The sequence below is a fragment of the Paenibacillus abyssi genome (assembly GCF_014640295.1).
GTDB lineage: Bacteria > Bacillota > Bacilli > Paenibacillales > Paenibacillaceae > Paenibacillus_D > Paenibacillus_D abyssi.
Genome location: NZ_BMGR01000001.1, coordinates 438,402 through 463,455 on the forward strand (window position 1 = coordinate 438,402; position 25,054 = coordinate 463,455).

The 25,054-nt window shown below is 48.4% G+C and carries 22 protein-coding genes and 3 pseudogenes; 5 read left to right on the top strand and 20 right to left on the bottom strand.

Annotation, left to right across the window (positions count from 1 at the left end):
* Nucleotides 1-73 precede the first annotated feature (73 nt).
* Both IEW11_RS02410 and IEW11_RS02415 read left to right on the top strand, forming a co-directional pair.
* Nucleotides 74-991 (top strand): aldo/keto reductase, encoded by a 918-nt coding sequence (locus IEW11_RS02410; protein ID WP_188528649.1) that lies wholly within the window; start codon nt 74-76, stop codon nt 989-991.
* A gap of 459 nt (nt 992-1,450) precedes the next feature.
* Complete coding sequence (locus IEW11_RS02415; RefSeq protein ID WP_188528651.1) at nt 1,451-2,341, top strand: diacylglycerol/lipid kinase family protein; 891 nt, start codon at nt 1,451-1,453, stop codon at nt 2,339-2,341.
* A gap of 79 nt (nt 2,342-2,420) precedes the next feature.
* Here the strand turns inward: IEW11_RS02415 and IEW11_RS02420 are convergent, their stop codons facing one another.
* The 18 genes from IEW11_RS02420 to IEW11_RS02505 form a co-directional block, all read right to left on the bottom strand.
* Nucleotides 2,421-3,299 carry a MetQ/NlpA family ABC transporter substrate-binding protein gene (locus IEW11_RS02420; protein WP_188528653.1) on the bottom strand — a complete coding sequence of 293 codons (879 nt, stop codon included), beginning with the start codon at nt 3,297-3,299 and terminating at the stop codon, nt 2,421-2,423.
* Nucleotides 3,300-3,343: 44 nt separating this feature from the next.
* The gene (locus tag IEW11_RS02425; RefSeq protein WP_188528792.1) at nt 3,344-4,009 is read right to left on the bottom strand and encodes a methionine ABC transporter permease; all 666 of its coding nucleotides are present in this window, start codon (nt 4,007-4,009) and stop codon (nt 3,344-3,346) included.
* A complete protein-coding gene (locus IEW11_RS02430; protein WP_188528790.1) occupies nt 4,000-5,004 on the bottom strand; it encodes a methionine ABC transporter ATP-binding protein in 1,005 nt (334 codons plus the stop codon). The genes IEW11_RS02425 and IEW11_RS02430 overlap by 10 nt, the downstream gene beginning before the upstream one ends.
* A 479-nt stretch (nt 5,005-5,483) precedes the next feature.
* Nucleotides 5,484-5,867 carry a hypothetical protein gene (locus IEW11_RS02435; RefSeq protein ID WP_188528655.1) on the bottom strand — a complete coding sequence of 128 codons (384 nt, stop codon included), beginning with the start codon at nt 5,865-5,867 and terminating at the stop codon, nt 5,484-5,486.
* Between the two features lie 88 nt (nt 5,868-5,955).
* On the bottom strand, nt 5,956-6,354 hold the full coding sequence (locus IEW11_RS02440; protein ID WP_188528657.1) for a YhfM domain-containing protein: 399 nt from the start codon (nt 6,352-6,354) through the stop codon (nt 5,956-5,958).
* 131 nt (nt 6,355-6,485) lie between these two features.
* A complete protein-coding gene (locus tag IEW11_RS02445; RefSeq protein WP_188528659.1) occupies nt 6,486-6,956 on the bottom strand; it encodes a hypothetical protein in 471 nt (156 codons plus the stop codon).
* A 128-nt stretch (nt 6,957-7,084) separates the two neighbouring features.
* Nucleotides 7,085-8,044 carry a D-2-hydroxyacid dehydrogenase gene (locus IEW11_RS02450; protein ID WP_188528794.1) on the bottom strand — a complete coding sequence of 320 codons (960 nt, stop codon included), beginning with the start codon at nt 8,042-8,044 and terminating at the stop codon, nt 7,085-7,087.
* A 14-nt stretch (nt 8,045-8,058) separates the two neighbouring features.
* Entirely contained in the window at nt 8,059-8,931 is an 873-nt protein-coding gene (locus tag IEW11_RS02455; RefSeq protein ID WP_188528661.1) for a carbohydrate ABC transporter permease, read from the bottom strand.
* Nucleotides 8,910-9,803, bottom strand: a complete 894-nt coding sequence (locus tag IEW11_RS02460; RefSeq protein ID WP_188528663.1) for a carbohydrate ABC transporter permease — start codon at nt 9,801-9,803, stop codon at nt 8,910-8,912. The genes IEW11_RS02455 and IEW11_RS02460 overlap by 22 nt, the downstream gene beginning before the upstream one ends.
* 75 nt (nt 9,804-9,878) lie before the next feature.
* The gene (locus tag IEW11_RS02465; RefSeq protein ID WP_188528665.1) at nt 9,879-11,252 is read right to left on the bottom strand and encodes an ABC transporter substrate-binding protein; all 1,374 of its coding nucleotides are present in this window, start codon (nt 11,250-11,252) and stop codon (nt 9,879-9,881) included.
* Nucleotides 11,253-11,290: 38 nt separating this feature from the next.
* Nucleotides 11,291-11,758 carry an RpiB/LacA/LacB family sugar-phosphate isomerase gene (locus tag IEW11_RS02470; protein ID WP_188528667.1) on the bottom strand — a complete coding sequence of 156 codons (468 nt, stop codon included), beginning with the start codon at nt 11,756-11,758 and terminating at the stop codon, nt 11,291-11,293.
* A gap of 16 nt (nt 11,759-11,774) precedes the next feature.
* On the bottom strand, nt 11,775-13,262 hold the full coding sequence (locus IEW11_RS02475) for an aldehyde dehydrogenase family protein (protein ID WP_229724917.1): 1,488 nt from the start codon (nt 13,260-13,262) through the stop codon (nt 11,775-11,777).
* Between the two features lie 35 nt (nt 13,263-13,297).
* Nucleotides 13,298-14,458, bottom strand: coding sequence for an iron-containing alcohol dehydrogenase (locus tag IEW11_RS02480; protein WP_188528669.1), 1,161 nt, complete (start codon nt 14,456-14,458; stop codon nt 13,298-13,300).
* Between the two features lie 13 nt (nt 14,459-14,471).
* Nucleotides 14,472-15,542, bottom strand: a complete 1,071-nt coding sequence (locus tag IEW11_RS02485) for an Ldh family oxidoreductase (RefSeq protein WP_188528671.1) — start codon at nt 15,540-15,542, stop codon at nt 14,472-14,474.
* Complete coding sequence (locus IEW11_RS02490; protein WP_188528673.1) at nt 15,539-16,219, bottom strand: RraA family protein; 681 nt, start codon at nt 16,217-16,219, stop codon at nt 15,539-15,541. Before IEW11_RS02490 ends, IEW11_RS02485 begins: the two co-directional genes overlap by 4 nt.
* A 14-nt stretch (nt 16,220-16,233) precedes the next feature.
* Nucleotides 16,234-17,094, bottom strand: a complete 861-nt coding sequence (locus IEW11_RS02495; protein WP_188528675.1) for an NAD(P)-dependent oxidoreductase — start codon at nt 17,092-17,094, stop codon at nt 16,234-16,236.
* Between the two features lie 99 nt (nt 17,095-17,193).
* The gene (locus IEW11_RS02500; protein ID WP_188528677.1) at nt 17,194-17,892 is read right to left on the bottom strand and encodes an RraA family protein; all 699 of its coding nucleotides are present in this window, start codon (nt 17,890-17,892) and stop codon (nt 17,194-17,196) included.
* 115 nt (nt 17,893-18,007) lie between these two features.
* A complete protein-coding gene (locus tag IEW11_RS02505; RefSeq protein ID WP_188528679.1) occupies nt 18,008-19,015 on the bottom strand; it encodes a LacI family DNA-binding transcriptional regulator in 1,008 nt (335 codons plus the stop codon).
* 815 nt (nt 19,016-19,830) lie between these two features.
* On the opposite strand from IEW11_RS02505, the pseudogene IEW11_RS25425 reads away from it, so the two are divergent.
* Nucleotides 19,831-19,997 (top strand): annotated as a pseudogene (locus tag IEW11_RS25425) (ATP-binding protein); the annotation flags it as partial.
* A gap of 4 nt (nt 19,998-20,001) precedes the next feature.
* Nucleotides 20,002-20,490, top strand: a pseudogene (locus IEW11_RS02510) (IS110 family transposase); the annotation flags it as partial.
* 225 nt (nt 20,491-20,715) lie between these two features.
* On the opposite strand, the gene IEW11_RS02515 reads toward IEW11_RS02510, so the two are convergent.
* Nucleotides 20,716-21,318 carry a DUF6624 domain-containing protein gene (locus IEW11_RS02515; RefSeq protein ID WP_229724918.1) on the bottom strand — a complete coding sequence of 201 codons (603 nt, stop codon included), beginning with the start codon at nt 21,316-21,318 and terminating at the stop codon, nt 20,716-20,718.
* 838 nt (nt 21,319-22,156) lie between these two features.
* Here IEW11_RS02515 and asnB point away from each other — a divergent pair.
* Nucleotides 22,157-24,046 carry an asparagine synthase (glutamine-hydrolyzing) gene (gene asnB, locus IEW11_RS02520; protein ID WP_188528681.1) on the top strand — a complete coding sequence of 630 codons (1,890 nt, stop codon included), beginning with the start codon at nt 22,157-22,159 and terminating at the stop codon, nt 24,044-24,046.
* Between the two features lie 89 nt (nt 24,047-24,135).
* On the opposite strand, the pseudogene IEW11_RS25280 reads toward asnB, so the two are convergent.
* Nucleotides 24,136-24,786: pseudogene (locus IEW11_RS25280) on the bottom strand (putative glycoside hydrolase); the annotation flags it as partial.
* Nucleotides 24,787-25,054: the final 268 nt, after the last annotated feature.

The window sequence follows — 25,054 nt, forward strand, 5'->3', positions numbered from 1 at the left end:
ATTTGATTCAATCAATTGGGATGTCAGCCCTGTCCCACGCATGACCATCACAAGCAAGGAGGCCTGATTTTACATGAGAACATTGAAGATTGGAACCAGCAATTTGGAGGTGCCGGTTGTAGCAGTCGGTTGCATGCGCATCAACTCGCTGGAAAAGGCGGAAGCAGAGCGGTTCGTCCAGACCTCGCTGGAGGAAGGCGCGAATTTCTTTGATCATGCCGATATCTATGGCAGCGGCGCTTGCGAGGAAATTTTCGCTGATGCCATACATATGAACGACGACATCCGTGAGAAGATGATTCTGCAGTCTAAATGCGGAATCCGCAATGGCATGTTCGACTTCTCCAAGGAGCACATTCTGTCTTCGGTCGACGGTATTCTGAAGCGTTTGAAAACCGACTACCTGGACATTCTGCTCCTGCATCGTCCGGATACGCTCGTGGAACCGGAGGAAGTCGCGGAAGCGTTCGATAAACTGGAAAACTCCGGCAAGGTACGCCATTTCGGCGTCTCCAATCAGAACCCGTTGCAAATTCAGCTGCTGCAGAAATACGTCAAGCAGCCCATTGTGGCGAATCAGCTTCAGCTCAGCATCACGAACGCCACGATGATCACCCAAGGCTTCAATGTCAACATGGAGAATGAGGCGGCCGTGAACCGTGACGGCAGCATTCTCGACTTCTGCCGGCTGAACGACATTACGATCCAGCCTTGGTCTCCATTCCAGTACGGCTTCTTCGAGGGCGTGTTCCTCGGCAGCGACAAGTTCCCCGAGTTAAACGCTAAGATTGATGAGGTAGCAGCTAAATACGGCGTTAGCAATACGACTATCGCAATGGCCTGGATCCTTCGCCATCCGGCCCGCATGCAGCCGGTTACGGGCACCATGAACATCGAGCGTCTAAAGGACTGTTGCAGGGCGGCCGACATTCAGCTGACACGCGAAGACTGGTACGAGATCTACCGCGCGGCTGGCAATGTGTTACCGTAAGCGGAAATAGGCATCTTATACCGGTGATTATGTGCTAATTTGTAATGCCTACCCCGGCAATGAGTTGTGGAAGTGGTTTGAGTTATTGGCTTTATTTTGCATAGTATTCAAGTAGAATTCTCCTTGGTTTTTTGTTTTGGGATCGGCTCTTTGGCCGGATGCCGGTATCCCTTAACCTTTTACCAAGGAGTCTTTTTTTGGAGCGTGAGAGCAGCTCGTCGGGACTTTGGGATATTTTCATATACAAGAAGATCAGTCTCTTCGTTATTTGCCATTCCTTCAACCTTTCATGCAGCTTCTGACTACCTGTTTACAATACGGAAAATTTTAAGAAATGAGCTTATTTTCTATCTGTCAGCGATTTTTGTGGGTAATAGTAAGTACGGTCAAGCCATTGCCGGATGAGACATCTCGCGGCGATTCCAGACCTGATCATTCCATGTAGAGAGGAATATGTGTATGAAGCAAGCCATGATTATCGTCAACCCTTCTTCCGGCAAAGAAGAAGCAGTCAAGCATGTCATAGACATAGAAGCAATTCTGCGCAATAAGGGATACGAAGTTACAGTCAATGAGACGGCAAAGGAACTGGATGCAACCCGTTTTTGCATTAGTGCTTGCAAGGATTGTTACGACCTGGCTGTTTCCATTGGCGGAGATGGCACACTTCATGAGACAATCAACGGACTCATCGATCAGACGCACCGTCCGACACTCGGTATAGTCCCTCTTGGGACCGTCAATGATTTTGCGCGGGCATTACAAATTCCGTTGGATCCCGAGAAGGCGATCCAGACGCTAACTTCTCCCAGAGTAAAAAGAGTTGATATCGGCCGAATGAACAACCAGCTGTTCGCCAACGTTGTTGCGGTCGGTTCATTAGCGGAAACGCTATCTGCTGTAACATCAGAGGATAAATCCAAGCTTGGCGCTTTAGCCTATTTGAAAGAAGGCATTAAAGAACTTACAAGCAGGTCTGCCCATCCCTTGATCATTCGCTATGATGATAAGGTATGGGAAGGAGAATCTCCACTCTTTCTGGCGGCATTAACAAACTCGGTGGGCGGATTTCAACAACTCGCGCCTGATGCTGATGTCGACGATGGTCTGATTCACTGCTTTATTATAAAAGATCTCAGCGTAATCAATACCATTACTGTCGGGATATCGTTACTATCTGGACATCTGCAGGATCATAAAGATGTTATTTATTTTACGGCCAAAAATGTCAGTGTAAGCTCAACAGAATCGGTTGGCACCAATGTTGATGGCGAAGAAGGTCCTCCTTTGCCCGTCGAGCTCAGCATTATACCACGTCACATTCAAGTGATTGTGCCGGAAGAGGACTAGATAGGAATATGAAAAAAAAGCCGTCCGACAAGATGCGTCGAACGGCTTCACTTGGGTAGGCTTGATTCCGGCCGGCTGATCAGAAAGCTGGAACGATTGCGCCTTTATAGTTGTCTTCGATGAACTGCTTGACTTCCGGAGACTGCAGCGCATTCGCAAGCGCTTGGATGCCTTCGCTATCCACGTTATCCGGACGGGCGGTCAAGATATTGACATAAGGGGAGTCGCTGCCTTCGATAAACAGGGCGTCTGCGGTCGGTACAAGCCCGGCTTCAATCGCGTAATTCGTATTGATCAAAGCCAGGTCCACTTCATCCAGTACCCGCGGAAGCGTCGCCGCCTCCACTTCTGTAATCTTCAGGTTTTTCGGGTTTTCCGTAATGTCCGCAACAATGCCCTCGACGCCAACGCCTTCCTTCAGTGTGATCAGGTTGTTGGCTGCGAGCAGGGCGAGCGCGCGTCCGCCATTGGACGGATCATTCGGGATCGCGACCCGTGCGCCCTCCTTCAGTTCCTCAATCGAATTGATTTTCTTGGAATACGCTCCGAGAGGCTCGATGTGGATGCCGGCTGCGTTGACCAGGTCATAGCCCTTATCCTTATTGAACTGCTCCATATAAGGAATGTGCTGGAAGAAGTTCGCGTCCAGCTGCTTCTCGTAAAGCTGCGTGTTCGGCTGTACGTAATCGTTGAATTCAACAACATCCAATGTAATGCCCTGTTCCGCCAGCATCGGCTTCACGAAATTCAGAATTTCCGCGTGGGGAACCGGCGTCGCGCCGACCTTCAGCGTGATTTCCTGCTGTCCTCCGTTGCCCGCCGTTTCGTTCGCCGGCGCGTTATTGCCGCTGCCCGCGTTCGAATTGTTTGGATTATTGGTCGTCCCCGAGCCTTGTCCGCAAGCTGAAACGACCAGCGTCAGGATGAGTGTTAATAATAACAAGCTTATTTTCTTCAATGTAATCCCTCCATTAAGTAATATAATCTCTATGTCCTTCATCCTTACTTCCGGCTGTATCGGCGAACAAGAAGATCGCCGGCCGATTGCAGGAGTTGAACCAAAACGATAAGCAGCACGACCGTCACCAGCATGACATCGGTCTGGAAGCGTTGATAACCGTAGCGGAGAGCCAGGTCGCCGAGTCCACCGCCGCCGATGACCCCGGACATGGCCGTATAGGAGACGAGCGTGACTGCCGTAATCGTCACGGCCGCCAATAGGCCGGGACGCGCTTCCAGCAGGAGAACTCGTCTGACAATGTCCCATTTGGACGCGCCCATCGCCTGGGCAGCTTCGATAACGCCCCGGTCCACCTCGCGCAGGGAGGTTTCGACGAGCCGGGCGAAGAACGGCGTCGCGGCGACGACCAGCGGCGGAATCGATCCTTCCACGCCAAGCGTCGTGCCCGTGATGATTTTGGTTAGCGGCATAATCGTAATCATTAGAATGACGAACGGGACAGACCGCAGCACATTCACGACAAAGGATAGTATCATGTAAACAACCGGCTGCTCAAGCAGCTGACGGCGTGAAGTCAGAAACAGGATGACGCCCAGAATCAAACCCAGAATGACCGTAAATAACAGAGACCAGGCCATCATTGCCAGCGTATCCTTAGTAGCTTCCCAAATTTCGTTCCAACGGACATTTTCGAAGGTCATCTCAATTCCTCCACATCCAGGCCTTCCTTGCGCAGATCGCCAATGACCCGCTCGATCTCCGGCCCGTCACCGATTAATTCAACGATCAATTGGCCATACGGCGTTTGCTTCATGCGGGAAACCGTCCCCTGCAGAATGGCGAATTGCACACGCGTTGTCTTGACTGCGTTGTACAGAATGGGCTCGTAGGTCGTGTCGCCCACATAATGGACTCTGTACAGCCTTCCTTCGCGCTGACCGATCAGCTCGCGGGCATCGAAGGAATCGGCGACCTGCTCCACGAAATCCTGGGTCACGCGATGCTGCGGCTTCAGGAAGACATCCAGCACCTTGCCCATCTCGACGATTCCGCCCTGATCGATGACCGCCACCCGGTCGCAGATGGAACGGATGACGTGCATCTCATGGGTAATGAGCAGAATCGTGATCCCTAGCTTCCGGTTAATGTCCAGCAGCAGCGCCAGAATGGCATTCGTCGTCTGCGGATCTAGCGCCGAAGTCGCTTCATCGCAGAGCAGGACATCTGGATTGTTGGCAAGCGCTCTGGCAATGCCGACCCGCTGCTTCTGTCCGCCCGACAGCTGCGCCGGATATTTATTTGCATGCTCAGTTAGGCCGACTAGCTGGAGCAGTTCGCTGACGCGGTTATTGATCTCGTCTTTGGACAGCTTGGTCAGCCGAAGCGGAAAAGCGACATTGTCCTTCACCGTTGCCATGGAGAGCAGATTGAAGTGCTGAAAAATCATCCCGATCCGCCGGCGCTGTCCCTGCAGCTGGCCAGAGGATAATGCAGTCAGCTCCACGCCACCTACCTTAACCGTACCGTCGGTAGGCCGTTCAAGCAAATTAACGCAACGGAGCAGCGTGCTCTTGCCGGCGCCTGAATGCCCGATGATACCGAATATTTCTCCTCTATCAACCGTAAGGTTGATGTTCCGTATCGCTTCGACATAAGCGGTCCCGACACGGTATGATTTGCTGACATTGTTAAGCTCAATCAGTTGGATAACCCCCCACCGAACTCTCTAAATATCCAATTCATATATTACCCGAATACTAGAGCGTTTAACCATTATGTATCTTTATCTAACTAAACCGAGTTGTTTACATGGATATTTGACTATTATAACGAGTGAATATCATTTTGTCACCTGTATTTTTTTGCAAAAAAAATCCCGCATGTCTACGGGATTTACATGTCTCGCCTTCTTCTTATCATACGGAACCCGACACGTTCCGTCAAACGATTGGCCGCCGCTGACGAGTAGACTTGAACTGTATCAATCTTGTTACCTAAATCAGCATCTAACTTATAGATTATCGATGGTAAGCTCATTTGGACCCGTTGATAAAGGTGAAATCCTGCGAATTCATAAGTCTGAGTGAGAAAACCAAATCATTTCGAGGGAGCGGAATAAAGCCACCAATCAGTTTAATGGCGTCCTCGTCCCTAGCTTATTAGATAAAGGAGTGTCATCACTTATCCGATAGCTACAGTTATGCTACTAATAAGCATCAACAAACATACAGGCGCCCAAATCCTTCTCTCCCATTTGCTCCGTGTGATTAAGTTTAGTACAGTTGAAATCCCCGAAAAAAGAACAACAAACCAGATGGCCAGTTTTGCAAACGAATACCAGTTGGGAAATATGAATCCTGCTTTAATTAGCACTATTGCCGCTAGTAAGGTCAGAATGAGGACCTGAAATAAAGCAGCCACACGCATAGCTGGTGGAAATTTGCCGGGAAATTTCCCGCCCATTGCATAACTTCCCCAAGGCACTCCTGCGGCTAGTGCAAATTGAAAAAGAATGACAACTCCAATTAAAGCAACGAATATTATGGCTGATATCCATACATACATATCGCGGACCTCCTTATGGCATTATCTAATATCTGGTCATTTCGTAAGTACTCTGCCCGTTAGGAGTTGAACAAAATCGTGCCTTCATTTAGTCTTTATAAATAATCTTTCTTAGCTCAGTTGTCTGATCTTTTGGTATTTCGTAGCCTTGCCCGCTATTGGCTGTATCAACGAGCAAGGCGGTACGTCCATCTTCGTCAGCAACGTTTAACACGAATTTCTTTTGGGTTCCATCTTCGTACACAAGGTGTATGAAGAACATTACACCATAATCTAGTTTACCTTCCATTTTTACCGCTTTACTGATCGCTCGCTGGAATATCCGTAGGTCATCAACATTGTCAAAGATATAAGCATTCCCTCTAAATGGTGGTGTCTTCATTGTTTTGCATAAGTCCGCACATTCAAGTTCAATGCTAACGATCTCTTTTCCGTTAAGAACATCGTTTCCACAGCCCGTCATTCCAAGCACCAAAATTATTATCACTATGAGGAACCATCTTCTTTGAATTGTACCCACTCACCTTATCGTTATCTTTACCAGTTAAAGACGAATTAGTAAGTACAAAGGTTGCCATTATTACTGTATTAGCCTGCCCGTAATGCTTTAATTTCCCCCTAGTCCCAAAAATTAAAGATAACATCTCCGACTGTTTTAGGCTTCCAATAAAAGATTTGGTTTAATTCCTCTTTATTTAGGCTGTTTTCATTTAGCAAGGTATGAGTTCTTTCATCGAGTATTAATTGTTGATTAAGTGCATCAGCAGATAGTACCCTAAATCCATTGCTGAAAGCATCTACAACACTAGAAAGTGAGTCTTCGACATATTCAATATCGAAGTATTGAACTGTTGAAGCAAACGCTACGAAGGGATAGGAACAGTTTAACAAGATAAAAGTGCTTCCGTCCTCCAAACCAAGCTCTGCTTTATAAAAATTTTGTGATACATGTGGTTCTTCAAAGGACAAAAGCTTCCCTTTAGAATAGTTTGCCAACATGTAACAGAGTTTTTTGAAATGCAACGAATTGACCTCTGGCGATCCTTCTCCAAAGAATCCTGATACACCATCCAGAAGTAACACTGCCATCACCAACCTCTTATTTCGCCTTCCACCTCGTTACGGTAATCACGCTTAATTTTAACACATATTGGAACTAGACTGTCTTTGCCTCAATTAAAAAAGACTGCCAATCGGCAGTCCCTTTCAACCTACGCCTAACCTTTCACAATATTTTGCGACTTCCCTTCCAGAAATGCTCGTACGTTATCGACAGCCGTGTCGAGCAGTCTGCTGCGTGCTTCCTTCGTCCCCCACGCGTTATGAGGTGTAATGATGCAATTGCGCGCCTGAAGCAAAGGATGGTCGGCGCCCGGCGGCTCGATTGAAAGAACGTCAACCGCTGCTCCGGCAATGGTACCAGCGTCCAGCGCCGCGGCCAAATCGCTCTCATTGACCAATTTCCCTCTAGAAGTGTTGATCAGAAATGCGGAGGTTTTCATCCGCGAAAGACGCTCTCTGTTGATGAAATCAAGCGTGGCAGGCGTTGCCGGACAATGCAAGCTCAGCACATCGGCGCTTTGCAGCAGCTCGTTCAACTCCGCCCACCTCACGCCCGGCAGACTCGGTTCACCCGTCATGTTTCTTGCGTTCGCTATCACATCCATGCCGAACGCTTGCGCAATGGCGGCCGTCCGCATGCCGATTCGTCCGAATCCCACAATCCCCATGGTCTTCCCGGACAATTCCACCAACGGCGTAAGGCGGTAACTCCAATCCTCATTCGCCGACCACGCCCCGCATTTAACCGAGTCATTATGCCGCCCCACGGCATGACACAACTCCATCAAAAGCGCAAACACAAACTGGGCCACCGAATCGGTTCCGTACGCCGGAATGTTCGTAACTACGATGCCTCTCCCGGCAGCCGATTTTACGTCCACCACATCAAATCCTGTGGCCAGGACCCCGATATAGCGTAGTTTGGGCAGTCTGCGCAAAGCTGCATCATCCAAAGGCGTTTTATTGGTCAGTACAATTTCCGAAGCTGAGGCACGTTCCTCTATAAGCTCTCTCGGGGTACGGTCGTACACTGTTAATTCCCCTAATGCCTCAAGAGCCGACCAGCTTAAATCGCCGCTATTTAATGTATATCCGTCGAGTACGCTTATTTTCAATGCCATCACCTTTTCTATCCTTTTACCCCGCCTGCCGCAATGCCTTCGATCAGATAACGCTGGAAGAAGATAAACATCAGAAATACCGGAATCAAAGAAAGCAATGACATCGCAAACAGGGCGCCCCAAGAGCTTTCCCCCGTTGAATCCGTAAACATGCGAAGCCCCAGTGCCACCGTAAAGAGCCGGATGTCGCTGAGATACAGCAGCTGGCTGAAAAAATCGTTCCAGGTCCAGATAAAGGTGAAAATGGTCGTCGTTATCAAAGCGGGAAGCGTGAGCGGAAGGATAAGATACCAGTACATCCTGATCGGTCCGCAGCCGTCGATGGCAGCCGCTTGATCCAATTCACGAGGCAGCGAACGGATGAACTGTACGATCAGAAAGATAAAGAAGCCTTCAACCGCAAAGAACTTGGGAAGATAGAGCGGTAAATACGTATTAATCCACCCCAGCTTGTTGAACATGATGTACTGCGGGATTACCGTAACGTGAAAAGGTAACATTAAAGTTGTCAGCATGATTGCAAAAAACACCTTTTTTAAAGCAAAGTCCAACCTCGAAAACGCATATGCGGCCATTGAACATGAAATCAGTGTACCGACAATCGACATGCCAGTCACGTAAAAGGTATTCGTAAAAAAAGTCCCGAACGTGACGCCGGATACACCCTTCCAACCCTGTAAATAATTATCAAAGGTAATTTTGGAAGGAAAGAGCGAAGAACTGGTGAAGATTTCAGTATTATCCTTGAAGGAGCTGAAAAACATCCAGATTAATGGATAAAGCATAATCAAACATCCGGCAAGGATCGGAATGTGATAGAGCAATTTGGAAGGACCTCTTATAACCACGGTGATCACCTCTATTCTTGATAGAACACCCATTTACCCGAGGAAAGGAAAATTAACGCTGTGATGAAGGCAATAATTAACAATAACACCCAAGCCATAGCGGAGGCGTAACCCATTAGAAAGTTGGTAAATCCCTGCTGATATAAATACAGCGTATAGAACAACGTGGAATTAAGCGGACCGCCTGAACCACCGCTGACGATATAGGAGGAGGTAAATGCCTGGAAGGCGGAAATCACCTGCATAACCAGATTGAAAAAGATGATCGGCGTCAACAACGGGAGCGTAATGCTCGAGAATTGCCTGTACCGGCCGGCACCGTCTATTTTGGAGGACTCATATAGATCATTGGGAATTTGTTTCAATCCGGCCAGGAAAATGACCATCGAAGCTCCGAATTGCCATATGGCAAGGATGATCAGCGTATACAGTGCGGTTCCGGGATTCGCGAGCCAATTCATGCCCTCGATGCCTACCTTGAGCAGTAAGCTGTTCACCAGTCCGTCTCCCCCGAACAGCTGACGCCAGAGTAATGCGATCGCGACGCTTCCTCCAAATAATGACGGCACATAATAAATCGCCCGGTAAAATTGCAATCCTCTAATACCACGTTTTAACATGAGGGCGATAAACAGGGCGAAGGAAAGCTGCAGCGGCACGCCGATCAACACATAGTTAGCCGTTACCTTCATGCTGGCCATAAACTTGCGGTCTGCCGTGAACATTTCCGCATAATTACTCAGTCCGATCCAATTGGGCGCGTTCATCATATCATACTGGGTGAAGGACAAGTAGAAGGAAAAGCCCATCGGAAAGGCGCTTAAGCAGATAAAACCGATTAGCCAGGGACTTAAAAAGAGGTAGCCCACCCAGTTGTTTCTCACAAACGCTCGCAGCGCGTCCATAGCTTCACTCCTTTTTGCAATTGTGAGGAAACCGCACAAGGGTTTCCTCACAATTGCCTGCTAGGCAATTAACTTTTATTTCTTGTTCAAGATCGCTGCCGCGTTCGTAACGAACTCTTCAGCGGCTTGTTCCGGTGTGAGTTGACCGAAAGCCATTGATTCTCCAACGTCAGTCAACGCTTGAGCGACTTGACCCTGACCCGCAGGAGGCAGAGGAAGCTTGCCGGCAATCTCCAGGGTATCCTGTATCGCCGTTACCGCGCGCTGCTGCGCCGGGTCCAATGTGGGCAACACAATTTCATTGGCTTTCGTGGAGCCAAGTGCGCCTTGCTCGATTTTAAAGATTTTAACCGCTTCTTCATTGTTCACGAAGAAATTAATGAATTTTGCCGCTGCTTCCGGATGCTTGGAGGATTTTGAAATACTCAGGTAAGCGCCTTCGATAAATTCGCCGTTCTGACCTTCCGGATCCGTCGGTCTTCGAAGCGCATGAACCTCGCCTTCCTTAATAAAATTCTGATAATTAGGAATTTGGTTGTAGGGGACGGCAGTGAATCCCACTTTACCGAGAACAAACAAGCTTTGTTCCAACGGAACGGTGGCATATTGCGCGCGTGTTTCGGCATCCGGCGTGATGCCGTCCTTGCGAAGCTTATCCCAGAACGAGAACCACCAGACCATATCTTCTTTTGTCACGCCCAAGGAGCCATCGTCATTGAACAGGTTTTTCCCCTTTTGTCTTGCGTATACCATGACGCTCGTCAAATCCGAACTCAGATCGTTTGAGCCCCATGAATCCTTGGCGTTAAACTTATCCTTCACTTCCTTGGCTTTCGCAGCGAATTCGTCGTACGTCCAATTGAAATCCGGCGGTTCTACACCGAGCTTCTCAAGCACACCCTTGTTGTAAAAAATGCCCGTCATTGTTACGCCTTGCGCGACCATCACGGTTTGATCATTCAGCTTGCCGACCTCTTTGACCGCATCAGGGAAATCATCCAGATTGATGACGCCGGACTCGACATACTGCGTCAAATCAAGCAGAGCTCCACGCTGTGCATAGTTTGCGACTTGGGTTGCATGCATGCCCACTACGTCTGGAGCATTTCCGCCCGCAGTCTGCGTAGCTAGTTTGTCCCAGTAGTCGTTCCAACTGCCGAATTCGCGGACAATTTTGATATTCGGGTTTTCCTTCTCGAACAAATCTGCAATCGCGTTATAGATTTCGTGACGTTTAGTATCTCCCCACCATGTAAAGCGAATTTCCGCATCCCCCTCTGCAGCCGGTGCAGGAACATCCTCTTTGGCAGGTTGCTCGCTTACCGTATTGGACGTATCCGCAGCATTTGCGTTATTTGCCGGAGGGGCATTGTTGCTGCCACTGCAGGCCGTTGTGATGATCATCAATAAAGCCATGAACCCAAACAAAAGTCCGCGAATATTTTTCACTTTCCAAGCACCCCTTATTTTTGGATTTCGTCTTGCGCTTAACCTCCCATCAATTCACGGGCAGATTGCTTCTCCAGCTCTAGCAGCTTGCCGACCCGTCTGCGAAAATGCTCCTCCGTGCTGAATGTCGAAACGAGAAAAGCCCGGATCAAATCCTCGGTCAGCCAAGGGCCTACGATTTGGGCGCCGATGCACATCACATTGACGTCATCATGCTCGACGCTTTGATGCGAGGAGTAGACATCGTGACAGACGGCGGCCCGGATTCCCGGAATCTTGTTGGCCGCAATTGCGGCACCGACACCGGTTCCGCAAAACATGATTCCTCGCTCGTGCTTCCCGGATCTGACTGCATCGCATACCCGTCTTGCAATATCCGGAAAATCAACCGGCTCGATCGAGTCGCATCCATAATCGGTAACTTCACATCCAAGTTTCTCGAACACCGGCATTAAGCCTGTCTTCATCTCATATCCGCAGTGATCGCTTCCGAGTGCGATTTTCATGCCGTAATCCCTCCTCTCATCCTCCGGATTTCGTATAAACCACTTTAAGCCCTGTGAAAAATTCCTGATTGCTGTGACCGATAGAGAACGGACCGAAGCCGGAGTTCTTGACGCCTCCGAAAGGCAAATGCGGCTGGCTTGCAGTGCCATGATTAACGTGGATCATACCGCTATCAAGCGCTTCCGTCATGCTGCCCGCCGTACGTAAGCCGTCCGTAAATATGCAGGCGGCGAGTCCATACTCCGTGGCGTTCGCGAGCTCCGCAGCCTCCCCCGGGCTGCCTGCCTCCATAACGGTGAGCACCGGACCGAAGATCTCTTCCCTCGCAATACGCATCTCTCGGGTAACTCCGGTAAACAGCGTCGGCGCAAGATAATAACCCGGTTCTTCCGCCCGCATGCGCTCACCGCCCAAAGCTAACACAGCTCCTTCCCTGACGCCGGCTTCAATGTATGATTTCACTATTTCATACTGTCCTTTGTTGATCAGCGGGCCCATCTTTGCGGCTTCCTCCCAAGCGGGACCTACCCTTATCGAGCGCATCTTCTCGATCAGGAGCCTAATTAAATCATTGGCTTGATCCTTCAGCACGATTACCCTGCTGATTGCGGTGCATCGTTGACCGGTACAGGTGAATGCTGCGCTTACGATTTGCGATGCGGCGCTGTCAAGATCGGCATAATCGAGTACTAACGCCGCGTTCTTGCCGCCAAGCTCCAGTTGAGTTCTGGTCAGCCGAGCCGCAGCCGCGACATTAATCCGGATGCCGAGTCCAGTCGATCCGGTAAAGCTGATTCCCGATATTAAAGGATTAGCAACCAGCGGGTCGCCCACGCCGGAGCCGGAGCCAATGACCAGATTGACCACACCGTTTGGCACCCCCGCTTGCTGCAGAAGCTCCATAATCCGAACCGAAGACCAGGGGGTGGCCGATGCCGGCTTCAGCACAACGGTACAGCCGTAAGCAAGCGCGGGCGCAATCTTCCGCACCGGCGTCACCACCGGAAAATTCCACGGTGCAATTGCAGCGATCACGCCGAGCGGATAGCGGCGAGTCTCGCAACGAATCCCGGGCATCGCGCTGGGTAACGTCTCGCCGTTCATTCTTGCTGCTTCCCCGGCTGCAAAACGCGCCTCGTCGACCGCCCGCTTCACTTCTCCAAGCGATTCGTTTAACACTTTGCCTTGTTCTGCGGATAGCGTATAAGCAAGCTGTTCACGGTTTTCGAGCAGCAGATCCGCGAACCTGAAAAGCATTTCAGCTCTGGCGGCGCCAGACGTTCGGCTCCAGCCCTTAAACGCTTCATGCGCTGCCTGTACCGCGGCATCCGTGTCATCTTTACCCGAATCCGGAAATTCGCCCAGTTTGTTGTCCGGTAAAGCGCATTCGTACAAGGCATAATATTGACCATTCGAAGCATCCCGCCAAGCGCCCCCGATGAAATTGCCGTAGCGCTTGCCGGCGTTGACCTCAATCCACTTACGCATCGCGTTTGTCTTCAAAGCGCGGGCCTCCTCTATACTGCATAACGTCTTTGTCACATGGCGTCACGGCAAAGCTGCTTCAAATCCTCAAGTGTAGGCTTTCGCGGGTTTACCGGCACGTTTCCGCTCGTCATTGCTTCCTCCGCCACTGCGTCGAGATGTTCTTCCTTCACACCGAAGTCCGATAATGTCTGTTGAATTCCTACATCCTCCTTCAACTGGCGCACAGCGGTCACCGCCAGTGCAGCCGCGTCCCGAGGGGACATCCCGTCAATCGGCATCTCAAAAAGCTGGGCGATTTCCGCAAACTTCGGAACATTGCCGGGTATGTTATACCCCATAACTTCCGGTAATAGAATCGCATTTACCGTACCGTGGGGGATATGAAATCTTGCCCCGAGCGGAATGGCCAGCGCATGGGAGAGACCAAGCCGCGTCGGATTGAATGCCATCGCCGCCATGAGACTGGCCAGGAGCATATCGTACCGGGCTGCAAGATTGTCGCCTTGCGCCACGGCGAACCGTAAGCTGCGGATGATTAGTCTCATTGATTGAATGGACATCGCTTCGGAAATCGGCTGCGTCGCTTTGTTCACATAGGACTCCAGAGCGTGTGTAAGCGCATCCATCCCAGTTGCTGCGGTAATATGCGGCGGGAGCGAGAGGGTAAGTTCCGGATCGCAAATTGCAAGATCGGGAAAATTAAATGGACTTCCCACACTAAGCTTGACTTTGGCCGTCTTATCCGAGAGGACCGACCAAACCGTGATTTCACTTCCCGTACCAGCCGTAGTGGGTACGGCAATGACGGGTCTCCCTTTATGTGGCACCTTTCCGATCCCCACATAATCCCGGATATGACCCTCGTTGCCAAGCATTAACCCGATAGCTTTTGCAGTATCGAGCGCGCTTCCTCCCCCTAATCCTACGACACAATCACAGCCTTCGCTTGTTGCCTCATCCCTCCCTCTCATGACCCCCTCGATATCGGGTTCGGGTTGTATATCGCTGTAAACATGGAACGCAATGCCGCCGTTTTGAAGAATAACCGCCAAACGATCCGCCACGCCCGCCTTCTGCAGTCCCGGGTCCGTGACCAACAGCACCTTGGTTCCATTCAAACGTTTCACATGATCGGGTAAATCCTTTATTGAACCGTTGCCGAATTCGATGGTAGTCGGCAGTTCATACCGGAAACTACGGTTGACTTGCATACAAGAGCCCCCTTCAAGCTGTTGAAGCCGGGTTCATCAGCGCCTCCGATAAATCCAAACCGTAACGCCGAGCCCATTTTGTTAATTCTTCTTCCACCTTGCCCGGTAAAACGATTCCCCGCAGCATGCGCTCCTGCGCCAACCGGTGCTCCAATTCGCCCGGTATGAGAATTTCAAGCACTCCCGGCGCCCTAGGCACCGCCTTTAATTCGTCAAAATATCTGTCCATTCGTTCCTTAAATGCATCGACAGGCATGAACCTTGCGATATCCAACCCGATAAAGAAGTGCCCGACATTCTGCGCTTCCTCCCAATTCTCATACATGTTGTTCACATATTTCCCGAAGCCGGCACCGGTCAAGACGCCGCTCATAATATCAACAAATAAAGAAATACCGTATCCTTTGGCACCTCCTACCGGCAGAACCGATCCTTCAAGGGCCGCATCAGCGTCTGTCGTCGCATGTCCATGCTTATCGATTGCCCAACCGATGGGAATGGTCTCACCGCGCTGCGCTGCGGCGATTATTTTGCCCCTTGCGACCACGCTTGTCGCCATATCCAGGATAAACGGCTCATATTTCCCCGCCGGAACCCCGACGGAGAAGGGATTTGTGCCGATAAAAGGCCTGACGCCTCCGGTAGGCGGCATGGTCTGAGAAGCATTGGAAAGCACGATCAGGATCATATCCTCACGCACTGCCTTCAAGAGATAGTAGGAGCATGTACCGAAATGATTGGAGCCCTTGACGCCAACGACGGATACGCCGTTCCGCTTCGTTCCTTCCATGACGATCTCAAGCGCACGGCTTCCGATTACCGCTCCGAAATGATTGGCGCCGTCCAGTAAAGTCACCGGTCCGTCAGAAACAGCATTCATCCCGCCACCGACGGTGACCATGCCCGCCTCCAACCGCTTTAGGTACACGTCCATACGAATGACGCCGTGCGAATCCACTCCACGCAGATCAGCCTGCACTAACGATTCCGCCACCAATTTCGCCTCTTGCTCAGGAACGCCGGCTTTTGTAAACAAGCTGCCGCAGAAATTTTCCAGTTTATTGTAATGATAGGCCCCGTTCATGGTAGAACACACCCTTTTTGCCGTAGTGCTGCGTTAATCCAGCTTCTGTCCACGGTGCCGTCATCAATGGAATCCATGATGCCCTTCTCCCGTCTCTGCTGCTCCTCGGCCAAAGCAATCACTTCATTCGCATGGTCAAGTGGAATAGCGACCAATCCGTCTTCATCGCCCACTATAATATCGCCTGGGTGTACGATCATTCCGCCGACATTGACGGCCACGCCAATCTCACCGGGACCATCCTTATAAGGCCCTCTATGCGTGATGCCCCTTGCAAAGCAGGGATAATCTGTTTCCCGAAACGCCTGTGAATCCCGGATCGCCCCGTCTACGACATACCCCGCGATTCCTTTTTTACGGGCCAGTCGGAGCATGATCTCACCCAGTATCGCCTGGGTCGTGTCGCCACCGGCATCGACCACAATGACATCGCCGGGTGCTGCAATATCAATCGCTTTATGAACCATTAAATTATCGCCCGCGCGCGTTTTGACGGTGAATGCAGTACCTGTAAGCTTTCCGCTTCGATGAATCGGGACCAAACCTGCTGCGGACCCCTGCAAACGGTTCATGTTATCGCTTATCAAAGGCGATGCTATCCGGGCAAACCTATCGACCAGCGATTGTTCCGCTCTGCGTTCGAGGGGCAGGATACGAAAACCGAGATTAGAACCCATCCGGACTTCCCCCTTCAAGTGAGTAATTTTGCAGCTACCGCGGAAAAATCTAGTTCTCCGGCTTCCGATTCCGTGTCCCTGTAGAGCTTTAAAGCGAGTCCAGCCAAAGGGAGCTCAAGCTCCGCTGACTCATCCACCGCAATTTGCACGTCCTTTGTCATCAAATGATGCTTGAACCCAGGCGTAAAATTTCCTTTAACGAGACCGTCCAGCTTGTTCATAAGCATCCATGAAGCGCCGGAGCTTTTTCCGATTACTTCCTTCAGTATTTCCACGGGCACTTCAAGCTTGCGCGCCAATGCCAGAGCTTCCCCCGCTGCAGCCATATGAATGGCCGCCAGCATTTGATTGATCGCTTTGATCGCTTTGCCTGAGCCGACGGGTCCGACAAGGAAAATATTCTTCGCCATGCTTTCCAATACCGGACGAACCGTATCAAGCACCTTCTCTTGACCGCCAGCCATTACGGTGAGCGTTCCTTTCTCAGCACCTGCGGTACCTCCGCTGACCGGCGCGTCCAGTACACGGATACCCCGTTCTTCGTAAGCCGACGCAATTCTTTTCATCATATCCGGGGAGCCGGAAGTCATTTCAATCAGGACGCTTTCACGGCCTAGACCGTCCAAAACCTTTTCATCCAGCAGGACCTCCGCCATTTCTTTGTCGGCGGGAAGAATACTGATCAGTACTCCACAGCTTTGCGCAACCTCCGCAGGCGATTCGTGTTCAATGGCGCCGGCCTGTTTCAATTCCTCTACCGGCTCACGGTTGCGGTGCGCTGCAATATGCAGCTCAAACCCCTTTTCCAAGAGATTTCGTGCCATCGGTAGCCCCATGGCGCCCAAGCCCAAAAAACCGATTGTTCGGTCACTCATCCTCTTTATCTCCTTTCGGAGAAGATGAGGGAGCTAATCGTTCTGCCCGTGAATTAGCTCCCTTCCTTTTCCTATTAATAATTGCAGACGTCTTGCCGCTTAAACCTGCACCGTTTCGTCTGGTGCCCATCCCAGCTTTTCATAAAGCTTTCTCCGGCCGACTTTATCGCCTTTCATTTCCTGATTCGCATATTTGGCGACGTCATACGCCATTTTTCTCGGGACAACGATTACCCCGTCGCCGTCAGCAACGATTACGTCGCCCGGATAGACGGCAACACCGCCGATCGCAACCGGTATATCCTTCGTATCAAAGCGGATGCGCCCTTGGTCCATGCCTTGTGAGACGAATTTCGACCAAACCGGGATGTTCTGCATAACCACTTCATCCGTGTCCCGGATGCCTCCGCCATTGGTGATGTATCCCCTGCAGCCGTTAAGCAGGGCTGTCAATGTATTATTGGATCCCATGATGCCTACGTCGCAGCCGCTGACATCCATCACCATGATGTCCCCGTCCACGATGTCCGCATGCCATGGATCGTAACAGACTTCCTTGTAATACCATCTGGACCACTCGGTGTATTCCTCCGGCGTAAGCTTCGGAACCGGTCCTTCAAAAGGTAAATAACGTGCGGTCCGTGCAATGCCGACAATTTTGGTCCGCCACAGCGGTTTAATGTCCTTGCTGACGGTGCCGTAATGATGCATTCCCATCCAGTCCATTCCGTCCCGGACGTCCGTAACCCGGAAATCCTTATAAAGCTCCAATAGCTCTTTCCTATCGTCTGCTGACATTATCATTCGCTCCTTTTACTTTTTTTGAAACGCTTTCATAATACGAGCTAGGCTAGTATGTCACGAACAGCAGATAGACTCACCTCCTTATTAGAATAAGGGGAAATCCGATTGCTCACTTAACGCCGCAGGATTTCCTGACGATGAGTTCAGGCTCCAGCACAACCGTCTCCACTCGAGGCTTGCGTTTGGCTTTAATCGTTTTAATTAACATTTGCGCTGCGAGATAACCCATCTTATATCCCGGCTGCATGATCGTAGTTAGCGGCGGATCGAGATGCTTCGCCCAAATCATCTCATCATAGCTGACGATCGCGATATCCTCGGGCATACGTAGTCCAAGCTCTTTTACCACCTCAATCGCCTCCAGCGTCAACATATTATTGGTTGAAAAAATCGCGTCGGTCTCCGGATGACATCTTAAGTAACGGGAGATTTCCACTTGAACGTCGCCGCGTTGATCCAGCTCAAGAATCCGCCAGTCCTCCGGTCCGTAACCGTTGGCCTGCATAACGGATCGATAACCGTCCACCCTCTCCTTCCAGGTGCTTACAAAAGCATTACCGTAAACAAAGGCGGCAACCTTTTTCCGCCCATTGCTGAGAAGCTGCTGTGTCGCCAAGGAGGCGCCTTTCATGTTGTTCATAATGACATGATGAACATTCAGTTCGGGGACCCGTCGGTTGATGACAACCATCGGGAATTTGGAATCTGCAAGTTTGTGATATAACGCCAGATTTCGGACTGTCGGATTGATTACAATTCCGTCAAGTTGCCTTGTCTGAAACTCCCGGATATACTGCACCTCCATTTCAGGCTGCTCCGCGGAGTTGCTGATCATCAGGTTATAACCCAATGATTGGCAGGCAGCCTCAACTCCATCAAGCACAGTTATCCAGAAAGGGTTTTGAAGGTTGGACAACACGATACCGATGACGTTCGTATGTGATGATTTCAACCCTTTGGCAAGCGCATTCGGGCGATAATCCAACTCTTTAATCACGCGAAGCACACGGTTTTTGGTTTCATCCTTGGTATGAGCAAAGTTCCCGTTCAGAATGCGGGATACGGTAGTCTTCGATACTCCTGCTTTCTTCGCCACGATGTCGATAGTGATTTTCATCTTGGTCACCGTTTCTTTCGTTGTTTATTCATTTCATTTCGGTTGGAAATCGATTTAGGAAACCGATTTCCAATAATTAAAATAAAAAAAACCTTAGCTATTTCCCCAAGTTATATCATCATTCCTCGAAAATTGTAACAAAGGTTGCTATTAGGAAACCGTTTTGAGAAATCGATTTTGACTTCTATGAAAGCGCCGTAATTTCTAAAAACTCTTTCGACAGTGGCTTGTTCTCGTTTTCAAACTCTTATATTCGCCCTGTCCCTTATCCCATACTTACAATATGAGCTGAGATTGATTTTAAGACGTAAAATTTTAAAGATGAATAATTTTAGTGCTTCTTTTTCAGGAGGCAAATTTCTAAGCAAATTTTGCAAATTATCAGTTAAATAACCTTACCAGTTGGTCTAATATCAATTTAATTCAAAATATCGGCTTTTTTATTATCTCTCCCAACTTCTTTATCCAAATAAATCCTCTACACTACACAAACAATGACTGCTGTGAATGCTAGACTAGATTAGACAGAAATCGACAGATAAGATTGAACACTTATTTACCAAAGGTATGCAGAGGCAATGTTAGGGGCCGCCCTGCAGGTCGGCCCCTAACGGAAATTTCCAATCAATATCTTCCTCCATTCGATGTATCAAAGTGCTTCAGCGAATATATCAGGGGTGGAGGGCAGCGAAAGGTGAGTCCGCATGAGCGTTACCTTAGAACGGCTACAAGAACAGTTACGCGTCTTGCAACTCGTTGAAACAGCTAAAGCTCTACCGGACTTCATTCAGCAAGCGGAAGGCGAAAATTGAAATAGTGAATGGGGTGAATTGCTGGGGGATCCCGCCATAACACAGCGGTTTTAGATCGGATTATTCATCTGGCTGAAGTCATTCATTTACGCGGTCCGAGTTACCGCATGAGGCATCGAACGACCATATTTAGGGATGATAGTGTTCAATTTTACTTGCCGTTCTCGTAAATCCCATCTCGTCAAAAAGAACAAGGAAAACCGCGACAATACCCCATCCAAAAGTGACCGTAAAGACGCACTCGTCATCGCAGACATGGTGAAAAACGGTTACTACTCTCCTGTCCGATTCAACCCGGAAGCTTACGAGGAGCTGCGGATTCTCATGGCCAACCGCGACACGGTCGCCAAACGGCTTAACACCGCCGTGAACCAAATTCACCGCTGGGTAGATATTGTGTTCCCAGAACTGCGGAACGTCTTTAAAATCCTCACCTGCACCAGTGCCATTGCCACGTTAAGGCTGTTTCCTCTCCCGAAGGAAATTAGCCGGTTAACGACGGAGCAAGTCATTGCCGGCTGGAAGCAATATGTGAAACGCCATGCGGGGGTGCATCGGGCCGAGCAGCTCATTGCGCTGGCTAAACGCAGCGTTGGCGCCAAGCAGGCTTTGCACGCCTACAAGCTGCACTTAGCTCAACTGCTCGAAGAATACGACTTGGCGCAGCAAAGCAGCTTAAGCTGCTTTTACTCACCAGCTCATGCATTCGCAGGATGGACAAGAAGCACGGAGTATCGGGAGACGTTACGCAAAAGGGCTCGGACCCGTTCCGTTAGAAAAACCGACCTCCACCCCTTAGTTAGATGTGACGAAGGAATGAAAGGGCTTGGACCCGTTGAGACATGGGAGTGAAAAGCAAATGATAAAAAAGGAAAAAAGCTCAAATCATTAGTCTGTAATCCATCCCACTTTTCTTGCCCAATCTTCACTCTCTTTTAGTCTTGCAAGGTAGTTCTTTGGACGTTCACCTTCTTTTGCAGCTCGTTCTCTCATGATTTCAGTTTGTTCTTCTATTGGAGGCAACCCGAGGTTCTCTCTTAATTCATTTACTTTTTCCAAGTTTTCGATAGGATATGGGGACAATAAATTATTTTCGTCCCAATCAAATTGTGTGCCATATATTTGGGGTTTTCTTTCAAGTACACGAATCCTATCTTCTAAATAGGCTACTTCCTTAGATTCTACTTCATCTATATAATCTGGACTTTTTAGTAACGCTAAAATCTTCTTCATAAAAGGTGGATTACTAATTGAGTGCATAATAATAGTCCATGCGGCAGCTGCAGACTCTTTACCAACTTTGCTTTTTGTCGGAAAACCAAATTCAGTGATAAGTTGGTCTAGCTTTTTTGAGTTGATAACATGTATTTCTTCCATTTCAGGATCATAACCATGAAAAAGAGTTCCTCTTTCTATTAATTCTCTTCTTTTTTGAAAATCAGCTTCCAACATTTCATTCAATTTTTTTTGAATTTGTTTTTCGTCCAACATTTCATCCCCTTCCAAAACTAAAGTAAGGTCAACGTCACCGCTAATTTTATTCCACTGCCTTCTTGCATTATCCTGCCAGTTAGCTTAACCCTTATTTTACCACACCTCCATCCTTGTGACGTTTCATTATTTAGCTTGCGGGTTCCAGCACATCAGATCAGGCTTATGATAGTTCCACTTTGTCTTTCGCTTATTCCAAGTTACCAGTCTTGGGAATAGGATCACGTTCTTGTCAAGAACGTGATCCTATTAAAAAAAAGCCGCGATTAATGCGGCTTTAAAGGTTCGACTTCGCTCAAATATGTAATAGTTCCTTCAGGTTGCAATATATTAGGCCGAATTTCGGGACATCAAGATATACTTTATACTGAATAATGGGATGACAATTTATATCTATCGTGCTTCAGAAAATCCAGCATTTAACTTTGAGCAATTTATCGCTTGCCGTCTGAACAAGGGACTTCGGTGATATCCGATAGCCACTTTTAATTGGATACTGAGGATTTGAAGTCTCTGCGGAAGGTTTTCGCTCTTCTGAGCTGCGGCATCCTCACGTGTAATGCCGTTTGGATGACGCTTGACTTTCTTCATGACGGTCCACCGATCCCGTCGTTCACGGATATATGCATAGAGCTGGCATGCCTTTACCGCTTCCGGTCTTTTGCGAAAAAACCGAGTGCATCCTTGAGAATTTCATTCGCGCGGCGCAACTCAACAATTTCACATCTAAAATAAGATGGAAAGGGCTTTCTAATTCGCATTTTTCATCTTCACAAATTCCACAAAGTCCATTGTTACACTAAAAGTATCACTCAGTATTTGAAGGAGAATCAGTGACATGTGTGGATTTGTTGGATTGTATAATAAAAATCAAGTTCCGGTAAATGAAGAGGTCTTGCAGAAGATGACGGATATTGTTTACCATAGAGGGCCAGACGACGAAGGGACTTTTACCGATGGATACGTCGGACTTGGATTTCGAAGACTGAGTATCTTGGATATCGAACATGGCGCCCAACCACTTGCAAATGAAAGCCAAGATGTATGTCTTGTATTCAACGGCGAAATTTATAACTACCTGGAGCTGAAGGAGTGGTTGTTGACGAAAGGTCACATCTTTCATACCCGGTCGGATACCGAAGTTCTGCTTCGATTGTACGAAGAGGTTGGCATAGAGTGCGCGACTTATTTGAGAGGCATGTTTGGGTTTGCCATCTGGGATAAGAAAAATCAGCTATTTTTTGCTGCACGTGATCCGTTTGGTATAAAGCCTGTCTATTACAGCACCACCCCTTATGGATTCATGGTCGCTTCTGAAATTAAATCTCTTCTCGCTTCCGGAAAAGTGGATCGTGAAGTCGATGAGCATTCTCTGTATCATTATCTAACCTTCCAATACGTTCCTGAGCCAGCGACAATGTTTCAATCCATTAACAAGCTAAAAGCCGGTCATTACATGGTCATTCAGAACGACACCCTTTTTATTAAGTCCTACTATGATGTAAAATTCAACCCGAACGAAAACCGAAGCTTTTCTGATTTGGCAGAAGAAGCACGTTCTGTTCTAAATGATTCTGTAAAACTTCATCGTGACTCTGACGCAGCCAGGGGTGCTTTTTTATCAAGCGGCATTGATTCCAGTAGTCTCGTGGGCATGCTACATCGGCTGGAGCCCACCAAGACCTTCTCTGTTGGTTTTGACATGCAAGGTTACAGTGAATTGGAGGCTGCAAGAAAGATTGCAGATTATCTTGGTACGGAACACCACGAAATCAAGGTGACTGCTCAGGAATACATGGATGTCTTGCCCTCTCTTATTTGGCATATGGATGAGCCTGTTGCCGATCCATCCGCTGTCGGCCTCTATTTTGTCTCCAAATTAGCCAGCCAACATGTTAAGGTTGTTTTCTCGGGCGAAGGTGCGGATGAATTTTTTGGCGGATACAATATCTATCACGAACCTCATTCCCTGCGTATGTTTCAAGCCTCGCCCATGATTCAAAAAATGGCGGGAGTTATGGCTAATCTCATGCCAACTGGTATGAAAGGTAAGAGTTTTTTGGAACGAGGCAGTATGCCACTGGACAGACGCTTCTTTGGGAATGCGAAAATATTCATGGACTCAGAGAAAAAGAACGTTCTCTCAGAGGGTTGGAATAAGGATGGCATCCTCCCTACGCACGAACTCCTTGCCCCTTTGTATCAGCAAGCCAAGCACTATGATGACGTGACTAAAATGCAGTACATCGACATTCATACCTGGCTCTGTGGTAATATCCTGATGAAAGCTGATAAAATGTCGATGGCAAATTCGCTTGAGCTCCGTGTGCCTTTTGTCGATATCGAAGTGTTTAAATTCGCAGCCAGTATCCCTTCTAAATATAGGGTGACTCCCGATGCTACCAAAGTTTTGCTACGGGAGGCAATGAGGGATATCGTACCACCAGATGTACAATCCCGAAAAAAGCTTGGGTTTCCGGTGCCGACAAGAGTATGGTTGAAAAAAGAATGGTACACTTGGGCTAAAGAACTGATTAACTCCGCTAACGTTGATCGCTGGATAAACAAAACGTATGTGTTGCATTTACTTGAAATGCACAAAGAAGGCAAAGCAGATACAAGTCGGAAGTTATGGACCATTCTTGTGTTTATGATGTGGCATCAAATGTACATTGAAGATGCTTGTGTTGGTTCACTCTCTCCCCTAAAAAAAGCAGTGTCACATTGATTGATAAAGTCCAGGTCATGAAAAAGTTATTCATGACCTGGACTTGTATATAGACTTATTAGTAAATCACGCCAGCGGTATAGTTAACTTGTACTATAGTGACTCGGATAGATCATAGGTACAATAATATCCACATGTTTGGAGATTTTAATGAAATCTTGACCTATACCTTCGGCCGCGGGAACCGAAGCAGCATAACCAAAAATGTCTACGGAGACACAAATACCTAGTGGTTCAAGCTGCTCTCGGGAGTATTTTATAAATCCGGTGATCACATCCACTCTGCTCTCATCAGTTTTCTGATAAATCAGGCTATCTGAGATGTTTTCAAACCCTTCCGGAAATCGAACGTAATCAAATTGTATTTCTCAAAAACCTAGGTTTAGCTGCCTCTTTTGCAATGGCGATGTTGCCGATCCACTTTAAGGTATGGATTATCAAAGCTCTCCCCCGATTATTCTTCCATAAGCTCCCGTCCTTGCGCTGGAAAGAAAGTTCTGGTTTTTTCTCTGAAAGCACACTGTCTTTAAAATTGGATACACATAGTGTTCATTTAGACGCTCCATCAGGCGAGTGACATCTCGGATATTGTTTTGAACCGTCCCTAGCTGTAGTAATAATTTTCATCAGTTTTGAAGGTAATATAGCCAAAATCATCTTTGATATCGATATCCATACCTATGTGAAGTGATGTAGATCCCCTTAATAAGAGGCGTTTGAGGCTGCGGATCTTTTTTGACAAAGATAGCTTCTCCTGGAGAAGTGATTGTCTGCTGCTTAGTTGTGAGCGCTAATACATTTTGTTATGATAAATTCGCTTCACTTGAATCACTTGTAAAAATACCATGGAGCATCATGAGGATTGAGAAAATGACTTCCATATTTATAACTCCTTCACCTGATACAAAATAGGATAATATCAATTTCCTTTTTAATAATGTAGCTTCTTACTGCGGAAAGTAATACGATTATAAGAAGAGAACAACCCTACAGGCATTATACTTTCTT

Excerpts from the sequence above, each read along its gene's own strand:
- IEW11_RS02410 (WP_188528649.1), top strand. The coding sequence starts at position 74 with ATGAGAACATTGAAGATTGGAACCAGCAATTTGGAGGTGCCGGTTGTA.
- IEW11_RS02415 (WP_188528651.1), top strand. The coding sequence starts at position 1,451 with ATGAAGCAAGCCATGATTATCGTCAACCCTTCTTCCGGCAAAGAAGAA.
- IEW11_RS02435 (WP_188528655.1), bottom strand. The coding sequence starts at position 5,867 with ATGTATGTATGGATATCAGCCATAATATTCGTTGCTTTAATTGGAGTT.
- IEW11_RS02445 (WP_188528659.1), bottom strand. The coding sequence starts at position 6,956 with ATGGCAGTGTTACTTCTGGATGGTGTATCAGGATTCTTTGGAGAAGGA.
- IEW11_RS02455 (WP_188528661.1), bottom strand. The coding sequence starts at position 8,931 with ATGGGTGTTCTATCAAGAATAGAGGTGATCACCGTGGTTATAAGAGGT.
- IEW11_RS02460 (WP_188528663.1), bottom strand. The coding sequence starts at position 9,803 with ATGGACGCGCTGCGAGCGTTTGTGAGAAACAACTGGGTGGGCTACCTC.
- IEW11_RS02470 (WP_188528667.1), bottom strand. The coding sequence starts at position 11,758 with ATGAAAATCGCACTCGGAAGCGATCACTGCGGATATGAGATGAAGACA.
- IEW11_RS02480 (WP_188528669.1), bottom strand. The coding sequence starts at position 14,458 with ATGCAAGTCAACCGTAGTTTCCGGTATGAACTGCCGACTACCATCGAA.
- IEW11_RS02485 (WP_188528671.1), bottom strand. The coding sequence starts at position 15,542 with ATGAACGGGGCCTATCATTACAATAAACTGGAAAATTTCTGCGGCAGC.
- IEW11_RS02490 (WP_188528673.1), bottom strand. The coding sequence starts at position 16,219 with ATGGGTTCTAATCTCGGTTTTCGTATCCTGCCCCTCGAACGCAGAGCG.
- IEW11_RS02495 (WP_188528675.1), bottom strand. The coding sequence starts at position 17,094 with ATGAGTGACCGAACAATCGGTTTTTTGGGCTTGGGCGCCATGGGGCTA.
- IEW11_RS02500 (WP_188528677.1), bottom strand. The coding sequence starts at position 17,892 with ATGTCAGCAGACGATAGGAAAGAGCTATTGGAGCTTTATAAGGATTTC.
- IEW11_RS02505 (WP_188528679.1), bottom strand. The coding sequence starts at position 19,015 with ATGAAAATCACTATCGACATCGTGGCGAAGAAAGCAGGAGTATCGAAG.
- IEW11_RS02515 (WP_229724918.1), bottom strand. The coding sequence starts at position 21,318 with ATGTTGGACGAAAAACAAATTCAAAAAAAATTGAATGAAATGTTGGAA.
- asnB (WP_188528681.1), top strand. The coding sequence starts at position 22,157 with ATGTGTGGATTTGTTGGATTGTATAATAAAAATCAAGTTCCGGTAAAT.